Genomic DNA, 16,788 nt, shown 5'->3' with positions numbered 1-16,788 from the left:
CTCAATAATAATGAGATAACTTCAAGATAAGCACTGATAAAAGGAAATAAATTATGAATATAGTTAAGAAATCATCAATGGCAATGGTAATGAGTTTACTTGCCTTTGGCCTTTTCACTAGTAATATTGCTAAAGCAGAGTCAAACCCATTCGCGACTGGTGAGTTAGTCACTATAGTCACAGACCATAAAGAAGGGAAGTGTGGTGAAGGAAAGTGTGGCGAAGGTAAAATGAAAGACGCCAAAAAAGGTAAATGCGGAGAAGGAAAATGTGGCGAAGGTAAAATGAAAAGTGCCGCAAAAGGTAAATGCGGAGAAGGAAAATGTGGCGAAGGTAAAATGAAAAGTGCCACAAAAGGCAAATGTGGTGAAGGAAAATGTGGCGAAGGTAAAATGAAAAGTGCCACAAAAGGTAAATGTGGTGAAGGAAAATGTGGCGAAGGTAAAATGAAAAGTACCTCAAAAGGTAAATGTGGTGAAGGAAAGTGTGGCGAAGGCAAGTCAAAAGATAAAAGTAAAAAATGTGGTGGCTAATTAATTCACTCTTTACTAACTAACTAACTAACTAACTAACAAAAACGAGCTTCAGGCTCGTTTTTTATATTGAGGCAAAACACTTTGATAAAAGCCTTTAACTTGCTACTGAATTACGGTTTGTTAGCTATACTGTAATATGGGTTTCTAACGTAATCGAGGTTATTATGAACATATCAACAAGGCTGACCCGCTATTTAATCGATAAAAATATTCCCTATCAAGAAATTGGCCATTTTCATTCAAATAGCTCTATTGGAACCGCTATCTCATCAAATATTTCATTAAGTGAAATTGCTAAAGTCGTTTTGCTGAAAAACCATGAGGACCGAAAGCTAATGGCAATTTTGCCCGCTGATCATAAAATTAGTTTGTCAGCTCTTAATGAGCGTTTACATGGACAGTATCGCCTGATGAAAGAACAAGATGTTTACCAGCTATTTTCTGACTGTAATTTAGGCGCAATACCTCCAGCAGCAGATGCCTACAATATGAATATGGTTTGTGATGAAAAGCTTGATAAGCTGTTAAATGTATATCTTGAGGCCGGTGATCATGAAACATTACTTTGTGTCGATCAGGAGGGGTTTCATGCTCTTATGACTTCAGGTAAGCACATGAACTTTAGCCATCAAGTATTTCATTAGCAAGTGTATTAGCGCATGTGGTTAGTGTGTATAATAACTACCACATGCTTTTCTACGGGATATCACTTTGAACAATAATGATGTTTTACGCCGCTTGCGTTATACCTTTAACTTTAATGATAAAAAAATGGTGGCAATCTTTGCCTCCGCAGGCGAGGATGTTACTCGTGAACAGATAAGCCAATGGCTTAAAAAAGACAATGATAGTGATTTTGTTGCATTAATTGATTCTAAATTAGCTGTTTTTTTGAATGGTTTTATCAATGAAAAGCGTGGTAAAAAAGCAGGAACTCCGCCAGTACCAGAAAAGCGATTATCGAATAATATTATTTTAACCAAACTTAAAATCGCACTGAACTTGCAAGCAGAGCAAGTCATTGCATTATTAGAAGAAGTTGACTTTCGAATCAGTAAACCAGAGCTAAGTGCATTCTCAAGAAAAATTGATCATAAACACTATCGCGAATGCAAAGATCAAGTCTTGCGAAATCTTTTACAGGCTATTGATAAAAAATATCATGTTGAAAGAACCGGGAAAATTGTTAAGCCAGCTTCTTCTATTTCGAAAGGTACTACTGCTAATTCGAAACCTAGCCAGAATAAAAAGGGTTATGCTAAGAAGAAAGTCGACAAAGGCGCACCTGTATCACCATGGGTTGAAGGCGCAAGACCTAATGCAAGTAATGTTTATGTTAATCCAAATAGTACTTCCACTTCTAAACGTCAAAAACTTAAGTTGTCAAAGTAAATAGCGCCTTGGCACTTAAACTATACGTTCGTGCTAATTTAGCATTACATTAGGATCATTTTGTTACGTAAAATATGCATGTTTGCCCTATATACTGAAATTGTTATAGGGTAATATTCGCGGCAAATTAGTTTCAAAAATTGAAAAGTTGTATATGAATATATTAGTTGTTGATGATAATAAGTCTGTTCAAGAAAAACTTGCATCACTTATTATTTCACAAGGACACAATGTTGATCTAGCCGTTAATGGTTTAGATGCATTAGGAAAAGCACAAAAAGGAAATTATCAACTCTTTGTTATTGACCATTTAATGCCGTTGATGAATGGTGTACAGCTTACCAAAAACCTTAAGTCTAATCAGTTATTCTCAGCAATCCCTGTGTTTTTCATGACTACGCAAGGTTCACACACCGTCAAAGAGCTCGCAGAGTATAACCTTTTTGATAAAGTTATTGATAAACCTATCGATGAAGAAAGATTTCTTACTATTTTATCCGAATTTTCAGATATTAACTTTGAGAGCAATACACTGATAGCTAACTCATAATTTTATCTAACTAACCATTTTATCGGTATAAAAGATGGGGAAATTGTTTTATGCTCAGCATATCTATCTATTAACTTACTTTTAGAAACCAAAAATAATGGTTTTACCTTGGTATTATGAATAAAACACAGCAACAACAACTCATCAATGCAATCCATACTATTCCTGACTATCCTGTTGAAGGCATCATGTTTCGTGATGTTACTAGCCTATTAGAAGACGCAGAAGCTTTTAAGCTTGTGATGGAGCTTTTAGAGAACAAGTTCAAAGACAAAGGCTTCACTAAAATCGTTGGTACGGAAGCACGTGGTTTCCTTTTTGGTGCACCGTTAGCGTTAGCCTTAAATATAGGTTTTATTCCTGTCAGAAAACCAGGGAAGCTACCTAGACCTACACACTCTCAAGCTTATCAGTTGGAGTATGGTGAAGATATTTTAGAAATTCATCAAGATGCATTAACCCCTGACGATAATGTTCTGATTATCGATGACTTATTAGCAACGGGTGGCACCATAGGTGCAACAACAAAACTAATTCGTCGTTTAGGTGCAAAAGTACAGGAAGCAGGCTTTGTTATCTCTTTACCAGACTTAGGTGGTGAAAAATGCCTTGCAGAGCTAAATATTACTCCTTATTCTTTGATACAATATCAAGGCGAGTAGTTTGTCTGAGAATCGAAAAGTAATTTAATATGAGTTATCAAGTCCTAGCAAGAAAATGGCGCCCTAAGAACTTTCAACAATTGATGGGTCAAGAGCATGTCGTTAATGTGCTCGCAAATGCTTTATCTCAAGAGCGTTTGCATCATGCTTACCTTTTTACGGGGACACGAGGAGTTGGTAAAACCACTATAGCGCGGATTTTCGCTAAGAGCTTAAACTGTGAACTGGGTATTACAGATAAGCCTTGCGGACAGTGTGACGCTTGTATTGATATTGACCAAGGTCGTTTTGTTGATCTATTGGAAATAGATGCCGCGTCAAAAACCAAGGTTGATGATACTCGCGAGATTCTAGATAACGTTCAATATGCGCCTAGCAGAGGTCGATTTAAGGTTTACCTGATAGATGAGGTACATATGTTATCTCGTCATAGCTTTAATGCATTATTAAAAACGTTAGAAGAGCCTCCTGAGCATGTTAAGTTTATTCTAGCGACAACCGATCCACAAAAATTACCTATTACCGTATTATCACGTTGTTTACAGTTTCACTTAAAGGCGCTAACGGTTAAACAAATTGAAGATAAGCTTGCTGAGATATTGTCCCAAGAGCAAGTAAGCCATGAGCAAGGTTGTTTAACTTTGTTAGCTAAAGCAGCGCGCGGCAGTATGCGAGACTCACTCAGCTTAACTGACCAGGCTATTGCTCAAGGGCAAGGAAGTATTAGTTTAACTAATATGCAACAAATGCTCGGTGGCATAGATCAAAACTGGGTTTATCAACTGTTAATTGCCTTACTAAAACAAGACAGCCAAGCTTTACTGGCTCTATCTCAAGAGATAGCCTCATATGCGCCAAGTTATAGCCGATTATTTGCGGAATTAATTCAGTTATTTCATCAAATAGCTTTAATGCAAATAGTTGAACAACATTTTGATTTACCTGCAGACTTATTAGCTTTATTGAAAAAGTTCAGTCAAGCGATGTCTGCTGAAGACGTACAGCTTTATTACCAAATCAGTATTAATGGTCGTAAAGACTTACCGTACGCTTTTGATGAACAAGCCGCTTTTGATATGACGCTATTGCGACTACTTGCTTTTAAACCAATGCAAAAGTCACAACTTACTGAACAATCAACCAGTGGATATGTTGAAAAAGTTGCAGCAATTAACTTCGATGATGTTGATTTATCAAAGTCGACGGAAAGCCTTTCTAATGATGTTGATGTGATTAATGCTGTGCAAGTAGAAGCCGTTACTGACAATATAATGGAAGCTAAGATTGCCGACTCTGTTGTTCTGTCAGATAATGCTCAGCACGCTGAGTTAAACGAGCAAATGCTCGCTATTGAACAACAAGCTGATGAGCTTGTGCAAAGTTCAAACAAGCTCGTAAATCAAGCACCCCCGGAAAAAGTAGATCCGCAAGAAGTTATTATTCCTGAGAAAGCAGCTGCTTTAGAAAGTCATAAACAGCAACATAATATAACAGCCGCTGTGTCTAATGAGTCAGAAGGGCAGCTTAGCCCCCAGAGTCACGTAGGCTCTGTTCTTGCAACTCGAAATATGTTGCGAAGTCGTAAGAAAGAGTTGGAGAAGCAAACAAAAAAGTCCAGTGACGCAACTCTGCGTCAGCTTAATGCAACTAACACTGATAAAGAGAATAGCCCTGTAGTAGAGGAAGCGGCATCAACTGAAAGCTTAGTCAATGCGCCTGAGCCTAAGGTACCATTTCATCAAGATAGTATAGATCCCGCAAAAGTAACTAAAGCGAATCAAGTCGATAAGTGGGCGCACATGATTGATTCAATGCAGCTTACCGCACGTATTCGCCAACTAGCAATACATGCAACTATTAGTGAGAACTCAACTGATGATAATTTAATTCTTCAATTGGATCAGGCAACTAGACATTTAAGCACTGAAGTTGCTCACCAACAATTGCAGAGCTATATTTGTGAGTTTTTATCTAGAGAAGTTACCGTTACACTGAATATCGTGGAAGAAACGGTTGCCGATCCTTACCAGATCCAAGCTCAAATTAACGACAAACGTCTTGAGTATGCCAAAAACTTATTGAAAGAGGATGTTGTGGTGATTGCCTTACAGGAAAATTTTCAGGCAAGTCTGAATGAAGAGAGTATTTCACCACGTTAAAATGAAATCATTACTGTGGACGCGTGTTTTGTACTTGGTTTTATTCTCGTGGGATAAATTCATTTCATTTGCATTCAAAACACAATGCATTTCAGGTAAAATAGCTGAATATAATATATAAAATAGTCAACCTAGCAATATTGGAGAATATCATGATGAAAGGCGGAATGGGCAACTTAATGAAGCAAGCCCAACAAATGCAAGCCAAAATGGCGAAAGCGCAAGAAGAGTTAGCGCAAATGGAAGTTGTTGGTGAAGCTGGCGCAGGCATGGTGAAAGTAACTATGACAGGCAGTCATAGTGTACGCCGTGTAGAGCTAGATGAAAGCTTAATGGACGATGATAAAGACATGATTGAAGATCTACTTGCTGCGGCAGTAAATGATGCTGTGCGTCGTGTAGAAGAGCAAAACAAAGATAAAATGGGTGCGCTTACTGGTGGTATGCAATTACCACCAGGTATGAAAATGCCATTCTAAACTTCTTTTTCTAGAGAGGTTTTCAACCATAAAAAAGCTCAAGATAATCTTGAGCTTTTTTGTTTTTGAACTGTACTCAATATTCTTTTTTTAGACTATTTGATTTAGATAAGCGGCGGCACCGATTAAGCCCGGCTGGCTTTCAGTAATAACATAAGTTGGGATTTCCTCATTTAAATGAGACATACGACCTTTAGTTTCAAATCTCTTCCTAAATTCGCTATTTTCCAAATATTCGGTGAATCTAGGTACTATACCCCCGGCAATATACACTCCACCAAATGAACCGGTAGTTAACGCTAAGTTGCCGGCAAAGCTACCTAAAACTTTACAAAATTGTGATAATGCTTGTTGGCAAACAGGGCAATTCCCAGCTATTGCTTGAGTACTAATTTCTTTAGCTGATAGCTGCGTTGGCTGTGGACTTACTGACTCTTGATTAGTTATAACAACTAATGCTTGATATATTTGTTCTAAACCATAACCAGAAAGTAGTTGTTCATAAGAAAGTCGTTTTTTTGTGGTCTTTAACTGTTGGAATATTTTTATATCTAAGTCATCCACAGGTGCAAAATCAGTGTGACCGCCTTCACCGCCTAGACAATACCAATGATTATTAATATTGACTAAATTTGCAACGCCTAGGCCAGTGCCAGGACCACAGACCGCAATCGGTTGTTTCTCTGCTGTTTCACCTCGACCTATTTTTATTTTTTGCTGATCATTTAATAAGGGAATAGCCATGGCGATTGCCGTGTAATCATTTATTAGTGTCAGGCTATTTAAGTTAAGCTCTTCTTTAAGTTGTTTTTGTGAAAACTTCCAGGGTAAATTTGTCATAGATATTGAATCTGTATCTACAGGGCAAGCTATGGCTAAGCAAGCGTTAACTCGCGCGTTCAGTAATGACTTTTCTTTCAAGTAGTGATGAATTACATTGGTTAAATGTGGAAAATTCTGGCACTGATAAGTTTCAATTTGGTTGATATTATTATTTTTATCAGTAATCGCTAGTCTGATATTGGTGCCACCAATATCAGCAACTAAATTAATAACTTGGGTATCTTGTGAATTCATCATCTTTGTCTTACTTCTCGTTCAAATGTATTTATTCTTCAACTGTTTTAGGAATTGAAAACAACTGAATCTCTGGTAATGAGTGTTGGCTCAAAAGAATGGGTAATTGATATATTCTTTTGTTGATAAATGTTTTTTAACACTAACTTTGCAGCCATGTGACCCATTAAATTTACTGGGTTATCTATAGTCGTAAGCTTAGGATAGGTATGTTGTGCAAAAATAATATTATCAAAGCCTATTATTGATAGGTTTTTAGGCAAGGAAAAACCCTGTTCTCGAGCGAAGGTTATAGCGCCTGAAGCCATTTCATCATTGGCACAAATTAAGGCACTAAATGTCTGTTTACTACTGAGAAAGTACTTTAAGCCGTCACGGCCACCTGTTTCCTTAAAGTCCCCTTCAAAATACAGCGTATCGCTAAAAGCAATATTATTTTCAGCAAGCGCACGTTTATGACCCGCTAAACGGTCCTGTGAATCGGCCTTAAATTGGGGGCCTGCAATGTAAGCGATGGCTGAATGTCCTTGCTGAATAATAGAGTTGGTTGCTAAGTAGCCACCTAATTCATTATTCAAGCTAATGCATTGTTCTTCCAAACCTTCTACTAAACGGCTCATCAAATAAATAGGCGTTTTGCCCTTGCTTAGTTCAATAATATACTCATCGCTCACCGCTTCAACGTGCAATATAATGGCATCACAGTTTCTACTTATTAGAAATTCTACGCCGTCTTTTTCTTTATCTTCTTCACTGTGACCTGTGGTGATAATAACGTGTTTTCCTGCTGCCCTTAATTCGGACTCAATACCCGCCATCATTTGACCAAAGAATGGACCATGTAATTCTGATACTAATATGCCAACACTATTGCTTCTGTTTGATGCTAGAGACTGTGCAATGGAATTTGGTCTGTATCCAAGTTCACTCATAGCAGCCAATACTTTCTGTCGGGTTTTGTCACTGACCCGTGAGTTTTTATTTATCACACGAGAGACGGTTGCTAAAGATACACCTGCTAGTTTTGAAACTTCGTATATTGTCGCCATGTTATTCCTAAGTTGAGCAATTTAGTGGTAAATGCATTGAACTGTAATGACAAAATTCTAGCATGTTTACCAATATCTTAACTAGACGTAGCCTTTATTTCCCCTTGGATTTGGATAATTCTGTGCTCTGTTAAGGTGTACTTTCGCATTACCCAAGCGACGGCAAGTGAGCCTAAAGCAGGTAACACAGTAAAAGATAATAATAAACCCTGCTTAGTGGCAACGCTTTGCTCTACATCGGCTTGATAACCGTAAAAAGTTAACAACCAGCCAGCAAGTGCACCACCGATAGCTATGCCCATCTTGATAAAAAATATTACGCCTGAGTAAACTAAACCCGTAACCCTAATGCCTGTTTTTTTGTGACCATAGTCAATGGTATCTGCCATTTTTGCCCACAACAGTGGTGTCGCCATATCAAGAAAGAATTTCCATGCGATAAAAGCGACAAATGCAAGAATAATTTGGTCGGGAGATATCAAAAAGCTTGCTAAACAGATGACTGCAGATATAGTTTGCAGCGCTATATAGGCTTTTATTTTGCAAACACGCTTAGCAAGCGGCTGGGCGACCGCACAACCTATCATACTTGCTATGACACCTAAGGTTAAAAATGGCGTTATTAAATCTTCACGACCGAGGAAATACTTAACGTAATAAACGGCAAGTGTAAGGCGTAATACTTGTCCTGTGAGTAAAAATAAGGAAGCTAGGCATAATATGCGCCATTGGTCGTTTTTCCAAAGTGATTGCAGATTTTCTTTCATCGATGAATGCTGGTTTTCTGGACGCTTTACTCGCTCTTTCGTTCCTAAGAAGCACAATAAAAATAAGAGGACCCCGAAAGTACTCATGGCAACCATGGTTAACTGATATCCCTTAGCGGCATCACCCTCACCGAACCATTCCACCATCGGCATAGTGGCTGAAGCTACAATAACCCCTCCCAACATACCAAAAACAAAACGATAAGATTGTACTGTGACTCGCTCTTTTGCATCTGCAGTGATAACACCGCCTAAACCGCAGTAAGGGATATTGATTGCCGTATAAGCGATCATAAGAAGAGTATAAGTGACAAAAGCATAGATAACTTTATCGTTACCGGTTAAGTCAGGTGTGGTAAAGGCTAAAATACTGATCAAAGCGAAAGGCAATGCTAACCATAATAAGTAAGGGCGGAATTGTCCCCATTTTGTATTGGTCTTGTCAGCTAAGTTTCCCATAATAGGGTCAGTAACGGCATCAATGATCCGTACGAATAGAAACATAGTACCAACAACTGCTGGAGATAAACCAACAACATCAGTATAAAAAAGTAACAAGAACATCATTACTGTTTGGAATATGATATTACTGGCGGTATCACCTAAGCCATAAGCAATTTTTTCTCTTACACTAATCATTAATATTTGACCTATTGTTTACTCAGTTGTTATGAGATTTGAATATGTATATTTAACAGTAAACTGCTGATAATCCTTAAACAGTGATTAACTGAGCTCTGCGCTGAATTAATTCAGCACCAATTTGTTGATTCTCTTTGCTGGTTAATGGGTAGAAAAACATTAATGCCGCACCAGCAAAAGCAAAGGTTGCTGGTATCCAACTCATTAACAGTTGCATGCCCGGTAAAGATGCTTCAATCGTAGACTTGTCCATGCCGTCATAGCCATAACCAGCCAGTACCACTAACACTAATGCACCAGCAAAACCTCCGCCTGTTTTTTGAACAAATGTTCCTGCGGAGTAGATAAGGCCTGTTGCACGACGACCATTCTTCCATTCTGAATAATCTGCAGAATCACCCAGCATGGTAAAGAATAATGTTGGCATCATTGCTGCGAAAAATTCAGCACTACAGCCTAAAATAAATATTGCATTCAGGTTACCTTTAGGTACCCAAAAAAAGGCAACGGTGAGTAAACCACTGAGAATAAGTGACACGATGAACAATTTACGCTTGCCTAACCTTTTTGAAAAATAATCTGTTGATAGTGCGCCTAAAATGGATACCACTAACAAGGCTATAAAATATTTACCTGCGATGAGTTCATCGCCTACTTGGTATTTAAAGTAATAAGCAATAGTTCCATATTTTATACCGTTGAACATCATGGTTAAAAAACCTATACCTAGCAGAATTAACCAAGGTTTATTGGTCAATAAATCAAGCATATCTCTTTGTGTACCACTCATGTTATCAACGGGTTCTTTAGTTAATTTTTTGATCAATAACCACATAGCAGACATGACAATTACAAAAAATATGCCGCTATAAATATCGCGATAATAGAAAAATAATGTTACCGATAACAAGGGTAAAATAATAAAGGGTAAATTCTTCAGTAAATCAGTTAACTCTGATTTTAAGCTCACTGACTCGTCTACTTCTGGGGATATACGTTCTTTAGTGCTAGTAAATGTTATAACCATTAATACTATCAAGATTGCAGCGAATAAATACATGGTATATTGATACCCTATAGCATCATTGCCGTTACCAAAATATGCGACTAAATCAGGTAAAAAACCCATCACGAGCAAACCGCCTGCGAATGCACCTGCAAAACGAAAACCTGATAGACTAGTGCGTTCTGTATCACTCGGTGTCATTACCCCCATTAATGCTGAGTAGGGGACGTTATTTAGTGTGTATGCTATCGTTAAGCCAATATAGGTCACGTAAGCGTATATAAGCTTGCCTGTATAACTTAACTCTGGTGTGGTGAAGCTTAAGATCATAAATAATGCTAAAAAAGGCGTAGACCATAAAATCCAAGGACGAAACCTCCCCCATTTAGTATTTGTTCTGTCAGCTATCATCCCCATAATAATATCAGTTACACCGTCAGATAAACGTACGACTAAAAATAGCATTGCTGCTGCAGCAGCAGTTAAGCCAAAAGTGTCAGTATAAAAAACAGCAAGGTAGGCTAATGCGCCACGCCAGACTAGATTTGCTGCGGCATCGCCCATGGCGTAACCTACTTTTTCATAAAAGGGTAATTTAGTCATATAAATTCCAATCATTTAGGTTTAATACTAGCTTTATCTACTTGTTATTAAAGCTTTATAGGCAATTCCGCTATTTTTAATTGTTCTTATTTGAGTTTCGTAATCTACGTGCACAATGCCAAAGCGTTTTAAATAACCTTCAGCCCATTCAAAGTTGTCCATTAAACTCCAAGCAAAATAGCCTTTAACTGATACACCCTGTTCTATAGCATCATTAACGGCATTTAGGTGTTGTTGATAGTAATCTACTCGATCTTGATCGTTTACGACACCATCGATGATTTCATCAGCCATTGCCGCACCATTTTCAGTGATATAAATTGGAGGCAGTCTGTACCTTTCATTAAGGGAAACTAATAATTCGGTGAAAGCCTTGGGATATATTTCCCAACCAATATCGGTACGTGGCTCTGGTGGAGTAATTTGTATAAAGTGCTCATCGGCATCGGCACGATAAATTGCTCGGGTATAAAAGTTAACTCCTAAGAAATCCATCTTGTGGGCAATTATTTCCATATCTCCGTCATGTATAACAGGCTGATGTTCAGCGGGAAGCTGAGATAAAATATGAGGATACTTTCCGTCAAATAATGGTTTGATGTACCACTGATTAAAATAATCATCTGCGAAGGTCGTTGCCTTGATATCTTCTAAAGACTTTGACTCAGGGTAACAGGGAGTAAAATTAAGTACGATACCATTTAACGAGTTAGGACTATTTATAGCTAATACTTTCATAGCCAAGCCATGAGCAAGTAACAAGTGATGTGCTGCCTTTTTGCCAAATTCTTTACCGACAATACCAGGCGCGTGGACACCGACTTCATAGCCTAAAAAAGCACTACAAAATGGTTCATTTAGTGTTGCGTAGGCATGTACTTTATTGCTAAAAGCCTTTGAAATTAAATCTACATAGTCCCTAAATTTAAAGGCCGTTTCGCGGTTTAACCAACCGCCTTTATCTTCTAAATGTTGTGGTAAATCCCAGTGGTAGAGCGTGACAAATGCTTTGATATTATTGGACTCTAAGTGTTTTAAAATATTGAGATAATAATTAACGCCGGTTTGGTTTATTTCACCTGATTCGTTGATTACACGTGGCCAAGAGATAGACAATCGGTATGCATCAACGCCTAATGAATCAATTAACTCAATGTCATCTTGCCAGCGAGTAAAATGATCACATGCTATCTCACCATTTGAACCATCGGCAATTTTATTTGCGGTATTACAAAAAGTATCCCAAATGCATGGAAGTCGAGAGTCTTTGCCACCTTCAATTTGAAATGAAGCGGTTGCTACACCATAAATGAAATCTTTTGATAACATTTCAGATTGAGCGGGTAGAGTTAGTTTGACAGTCATGAATGATATACCTTTTTCTTTAAGCCAAGTTAATTTGGCTATTATCTGTGTTTTATTTTTATGATTATATTTTTAAGTAAGCACTTATAAAAAGGTTGATAAAAATATCAGGATGTTCTTTAATGTAATTATGTAAGCGCTTACATTTAGATTAGAGCTTTATAAGAGTGAGGTCAACAACTTTCATTGGTTTTTAGCTTTTGCTTAGTTAAGTCGCTTAAAAATAAGCTTTTAATTGTCTTGCGATATAACGGGTGTTAACCGTTACCGTCGTTAAGTAAGTCATACCATTAAAAGTTAAAACCTAAAGCAAATAAATATTAAAGAGGAAATTATGGCAATGCATTCAAATACAGGTACATTCAATCAGGTGAGTGATGTACCGCAAAAAAATAACTATACTTTTGCACTAACGTCATTAACCTCCTTGTTTTTTATGTGGGGCTTTATAACCTGTTTAAATGATATTTTAATTCCACATTTAAAAGGGGTTTTCGATTTATCATATAGCCAAGCCATGTTGGTACAGTTTTGTTTTTTTGGGGCGTATTTTCTGGTTTCACTGCCAGCAGGTATGCTAGTTAAAAGGCTTGGCTATCAAAAAGGTATAGTATTAGGTTTGGTTATTGCTGCTATTGGTTGCTTATGTTTTTATCCTGCGGCAAGTATGCACAGTTATCCTGTTTTCTTGATGGCACTATTTATTTTGGCTAGCGGCATTACCTTATTACAAGTATCCGCAAATCCTTATGTTAGTATGCTAGGCGATGCCAAAACAGCTTCATCTCGTTTAACCATGACTCAAGCTTTTAATGCTTTAGGCACTACGGTAGCACCATTTTTTGGTGCTTTCTTAATTTTGGATCATGCGGCAGAGTCAATGTCTGCGCAAGCCTCGGCAGAAGCAGTACAGCTTCCTTACATTTTTTTAGCTGCAATGTTGCTAGTGCTTGCAGCAATTTTTGCTTGGTTAAAGCTGCCAAACTTATCGGTAAATGAAGAACAAGAACAAAAAGACTTAACTAAAGATACAGGCAGTGCTTGGCAATATAGTCACTTAGTACTAGGTGCAGTTGGTATTTTTGTTTATGTTGGCGCTGAAGTTGCCATTGGTAGTTTTTTGGTAAGTTTTTTAGCTGAACCAAGTATTGCAGCCTTAGATGAACCAGAAGCAGCAAAGTATATTGCTTATTACTGGGGGGGGGCCATGGTCGGTCGGTTTATTGGGGCGGTCGTAATGCAGAAAGTAGCTGCAGGTAAGGTCCTATTCATCAATGCTACTATCTCCATCTTGTTAATTTTAATTGCTATATTTTCCTCTGGTACACTTGCTATGGTGGCAATTTTACTGGTTGGACTCTTTAATTCTATTATGTTTCCAACAATTTTCAGTCTGGCAATTAATGGTTTAGGTCAGCATACCAGCCAAGGCTCAGGCATTTTATGTTTAGCTATTGTTGGGGGCGCGATTATTCCACTATTTCAAGGCCTTCTTGCTGACAGTATAGGTGTTCAGCCTGCATTCTTCTTACCCATTTTATGTTACTTCTTTATTGCTTATTACGGCTTATCTGGCAGCAAAGTAAAAGAAGTTACCCGTTAAATACTGTTATTTTTTTATCCGATAAATTTTAATAATTAATGATAATAATTGTCAAAAGTAAGAAGCAATCATATGAAACACATAATAAAAATTAATAATTTTAATGCAAGGGCCTGTTTGAGCATACTTTGTTTAACTATCACATCGCTGCTAGTTGGGTGTAACGGTAATAAACAAGAAGTGGACTCAACCATATTACATGAAAAGGCAGCTGTAATATCACAGCAAGCACAAATATCACTCTCCTTAGAAATATGGCCGGAACTCGATATTGCCGTGAAAACTGATGCTGATATTGAAGCTAGAGTAAGATCATTATTAGCAACTATGACACTTGAGCAAAAAGTCGCACAAATGATCCAACCTGAAATAAGAGATATTAGCGTTGAAGACATGCGTAAGTATGGATTTGGTTCGTATTTAAATGGTGGTGGTGCATTTCCTGAAAACAATAAACATGCAACACCAGCTGATTGGATAAAGTTAGCGGAAAATTTTTATCAAGCATCTATCGATGACTCGCTTGATGGCAGTAAAATTCCTACTATGTGGGGGACTGATGCGGTACATGGTCATAACAATGTTATCGGTGCTACCTTATTTCCTCATAATATAGGCTTAGGTGCAGCTAATAATCCTGAGCTCATTGAAAGTATTGCCAGTATTACCGCAAGAGAAGTGATGGTTACCGGAATTGATTGGGTTTTTGCACCAACCGTTGCCGTTGTTCGTGATGATCGTTGGGGTAGAACTTATGAAGGTTATTCTGAAGATCCAGAAATAGTGAGAGCATACGCGGCTGCTATTGTTAACGGTCTTCAGGGCGCAGTAGACGAAGATTTTTTGGGGGATGAACAAGTTATTAGTACCGTTAAGCACTTTATTGGTGATGGCGGCACAGAAAGTGGCGATGACCAAGGTAATAACCTGGCAAGTGAAGAAGACTTATTTAAATTGCATGCCCAGGGTTATGTTGGTGGCTTAACGGCTGGCGCACAATCAGTTATGGCATCATTTAATAGCTGGCATGGTGTGAAAAGTCATGGCAATAAATATTTAATGACCGACGTGTTAAAAGAGCGTATGGGGTTTGATGGGTTTGTTGTTGGTGACTGGAATGGTCACGGACAAGTCAAAGGTTGTAGCAATGAAAGTTGCCCACAAGCGGTTAATGCAGGTCTAGATATTTTTATGGTGCCAACAAATGCTTGGAAACCATTGTATGAAAACACCATTGCGCAAGTTAACAAGGGGGAAATCAGTCTATCGAGGATTGATGATGCGGTAAGTCGAATTTTACGCGTGAAAATTCGAGCGGGGTTATTTAGTAAACCGAGTCCTGAAAATCGGCCATTATCAGGTAAAACTGAATTAATTGGTGCTTCCGCACATCGTACCATTGCTCGTCAAGCCGTCAGAGAGTCTTTAGTTCTCCTTAAAAATAAAGATAATTTATTACCACTAAAACCGAATAAAAATATATTAGTTGCTGGTGACGGAGCAGATAATATAGGCAAACAATCAGGTGGTTGGAGCATTACTTGGCAAGGCACAGGTAATACTAATACTGATTTCCCTGGAGGCAGCTCAATCTATGCAGGTATTAAACAAGCCGTGAATGCTGGTGGGGGCAAAGTACAATTAAATGTTGCAGGTGAATTTAAGGAGAAACCTGACGTTGCTATTGTTGTTTTTGGAGAAGAGCCTTATGCAGAGGGTAATGGTGATTTAGACAACCTCGAATATCAGCGTGGTAATAAATCAGATTTAGCGCTGTTAAAGCGGTTAAAAGCTCAAGGTATTCCTGTTGTTTCTGTATTTATTAGTGGTCGCCCAATGTGGGTGAATGCGGAACTTAATTCCTCTGATGCTTTTATCGCTGCGTGGTTGCCGGGTTCAGAAGGAAATGGGGTTGCAGATGTATTATTCACGCATCCTAATGGTAATGTGAATTATGACTTTGTCGGCAAGCTTTCTTACTCATGGCCTGCAGATTCAGAACAAACGACAGTTAATCGATTTGATGAAGATTATGCGCCATTATTACCCTATGGATTTGGCTTGGTATATGGTGCAGACAATGTGTTAACTGATGATTTATCAGAGCAATCTTCGTCGAAATCAAAGAGTGAATTAACGGAAAAAGCGTTATTTAATCGAAGTGCTAAAGCTCCTTTACATCTGTTTCTATCTGATGAAAAAGGCAGTACGGAATTAACTTCTAGCGTTTTAGCTTTAAAAACTATTGCGGTAAAAACAACAGATCGCAACGTTCAAGAAGACTCACTTATGGTGAGTTGGAAAAATGCAGGTATAGGAAGTATTCATTTAACATCAGCATTTCCTTCAGATCTACGCGCATTTAATGAAGCGAATGGCGTGTTAAGTTTTGATGTAAATATTAAGCAATTTCCGAGTGAAGCTGTAGTGGTTGAAATGAGTTGTGAGCAAGAATGCCAAGGTAGTGTAGATATCACTAAGGTATTAAAAAAACACACATTAAAAGAATGGCACACAATTAACATTTCTTTATCTTGCTTTAAAACATCGGGAACAGATATGGCTAAAGTATTTACGCCATTCAAGCTGACAAGTGCAGGGGACTTTAGTTTAACACTTGGCAATATTTATATTAAAACTGAGAGTCAAGTTGACTTAACCAGTGAAATTACTTGCTCTGAGTCATAATTTAATGAAGGTAAAGACTGTCATTTTGTTTGATATGAAATGATAGTCTTTTCTAAAAAAAATTAAACTTATGGAAAGTGTTAAGATTCAAATTGTTATGGAGCTTTCGGGATGCTTCTAAACTCCTTAATATAATAACTAAAATAGTGTAGAGGGAAGGTCATCAATGACACGGTTATCAAAACGATTTTTTGTAGTGTGTGTTGCTCT

General features: G+C 37.9%; 14 protein-coding genes. 9 read left to right on the top strand and 5 right to left on the bottom strand.

Features of this window, described 5'->3' with window-relative positions; translation table 11 throughout:
- Nucleotides 1-53 precede the first annotated feature (53 nt).
- From ND2E_RS13355 to ND2E_RS13385, 7 genes are all read left to right on the top strand, one after another.
- A complete protein-coding gene (locus ND2E_RS13355; protein ID WP_033093349.1) occupies nt 54-533 on the top strand; it encodes an HvfA family oxazolone/thioamide-modified RiPP metallophore in 480 nt (159 codons plus the stop codon).
- A 167-nt stretch (nt 534-700) separates the two neighbouring features.
- Nucleotides 701-1,180 (top strand): aminoacyl-tRNA deacylase, encoded by a 480-nt coding sequence (locus tag ND2E_RS13360; RefSeq protein ID WP_033093348.1) that lies wholly within the window; start codon nt 701-703, stop codon nt 1,178-1,180.
- 67 nt (nt 1,181-1,247) lie between these two features.
- Nucleotides 1,248-1,928 carry a YehS family protein gene (locus tag ND2E_RS23535; RefSeq protein ID WP_033093347.1) on the top strand — a complete coding sequence of 227 codons (681 nt, stop codon included), beginning with the start codon at nt 1,248-1,250 and terminating at the stop codon, nt 1,926-1,928.
- Nucleotides 1,929-2,082: 154 nt separating this feature from the next.
- A complete protein-coding gene (locus ND2E_RS13370; RefSeq protein ID WP_033093346.1) occupies nt 2,083-2,478 on the top strand; it encodes a response regulator in 396 nt (131 codons plus the stop codon).
- Between the two features lie 116 nt (nt 2,479-2,594).
- Nucleotides 2,595-3,140 carry an adenine phosphoribosyltransferase gene (apt, locus tag ND2E_RS13375; protein WP_033093345.1) on the top strand — a complete coding sequence of 182 codons (546 nt, stop codon included), beginning with the start codon at nt 2,595-2,597 and terminating at the stop codon, nt 3,138-3,140.
- Nucleotides 3,141-3,169: 29 nt separating this feature from the next.
- On the top strand, nt 3,170-5,299 hold the full coding sequence (gene dnaX / locus ND2E_RS13380) for a DNA polymerase III subunit gamma/tau (protein ID WP_033093344.1): 2,130 nt from the start codon (nt 3,170-3,172) through the stop codon (nt 5,297-5,299).
- Between the two features lie 149 nt (nt 5,300-5,448).
- Nucleotides 5,449-5,778, top strand: a complete 330-nt coding sequence (locus tag ND2E_RS13385; protein WP_101345277.1) for a YbaB/EbfC family nucleoid-associated protein — start codon at nt 5,449-5,451, stop codon at nt 5,776-5,778.
- Between the two features lie 90 nt (nt 5,779-5,868).
- Here ND2E_RS13385 and ND2E_RS13390 read toward each other — a convergent pair whose 3' ends face one another.
- From ND2E_RS13390 to ND2E_RS13410, 5 genes are all read right to left on the bottom strand, one after another.
- Entirely contained in the window at nt 5,869-6,858 is a 990-nt protein-coding gene (locus ND2E_RS13390; protein ID WP_033093342.1) for a glucokinase, read from the bottom strand.
- A gap of 44 nt (nt 6,859-6,902) precedes the next feature.
- Nucleotides 6,903-7,904: a LacI family DNA-binding transcriptional regulator gene (locus tag ND2E_RS13395; protein WP_033093341.1), complete on the bottom strand. Its 1,002-nt coding sequence runs from the start codon at nt 7,902-7,904 to the stop codon at nt 6,903-6,905.
- Between the two features lie 77 nt (nt 7,905-7,981).
- Nucleotides 7,982-9,310, bottom strand: a complete 1,329-nt coding sequence (locus ND2E_RS13400) for a glycoside-pentoside-hexuronide (GPH):cation symporter (protein ID WP_033093340.1) — start codon at nt 9,308-9,310, stop codon at nt 7,982-7,984.
- A gap of 76 nt (nt 9,311-9,386) precedes the next feature.
- Nucleotides 9,387-10,922: an MFS transporter gene (locus tag ND2E_RS13405; protein ID WP_033093339.1), complete on the bottom strand. Its 1,536-nt coding sequence runs from the start codon at nt 10,920-10,922 to the stop codon at nt 9,387-9,389.
- 33 nt (nt 10,923-10,955) lie between these two features.
- A complete protein-coding gene (locus ND2E_RS13410; protein WP_033093338.1) occupies nt 10,956-12,287 on the bottom strand; it encodes a GH1 family beta-glucosidase in 1,332 nt (443 codons plus the stop codon).
- Nucleotides 12,288-12,621: 334 nt separating this feature from the next.
- Here ND2E_RS13410 and ND2E_RS13415 point away from each other — a divergent pair, with 334 nt between their 5' ends.
- Both ND2E_RS13415 and ND2E_RS13420 read left to right on the top strand, forming a co-directional pair.
- Nucleotides 12,622-13,890: a sugar MFS transporter gene (locus ND2E_RS13415; RefSeq protein ID WP_033093337.1), complete on the top strand. Its 1,269-nt coding sequence runs from the start codon at nt 12,622-12,624 to the stop codon at nt 13,888-13,890.
- 72 nt (nt 13,891-13,962) lie between these two features.
- Nucleotides 13,963-16,578 (top strand): glycoside hydrolase family 3 protein, encoded by a 2,616-nt coding sequence (locus tag ND2E_RS13420; RefSeq protein ID WP_081962006.1) that lies wholly within the window; start codon nt 13,963-13,965, stop codon nt 16,576-16,578.
- Nucleotides 16,579-16,788: the final 210 nt, after the last annotated feature.

The organism is Colwellia psychrerythraea (assembly GCF_000764225.1).
Lineage (GTDB): Bacteria > Pseudomonadota > Gammaproteobacteria > Enterobacterales > Alteromonadaceae > Colwellia > Colwellia psychrerythraea_D.
Note: the sequence above shows the minus strand (reverse complement) of the source record. Positions and strands in the feature narration are given on the sequence as shown.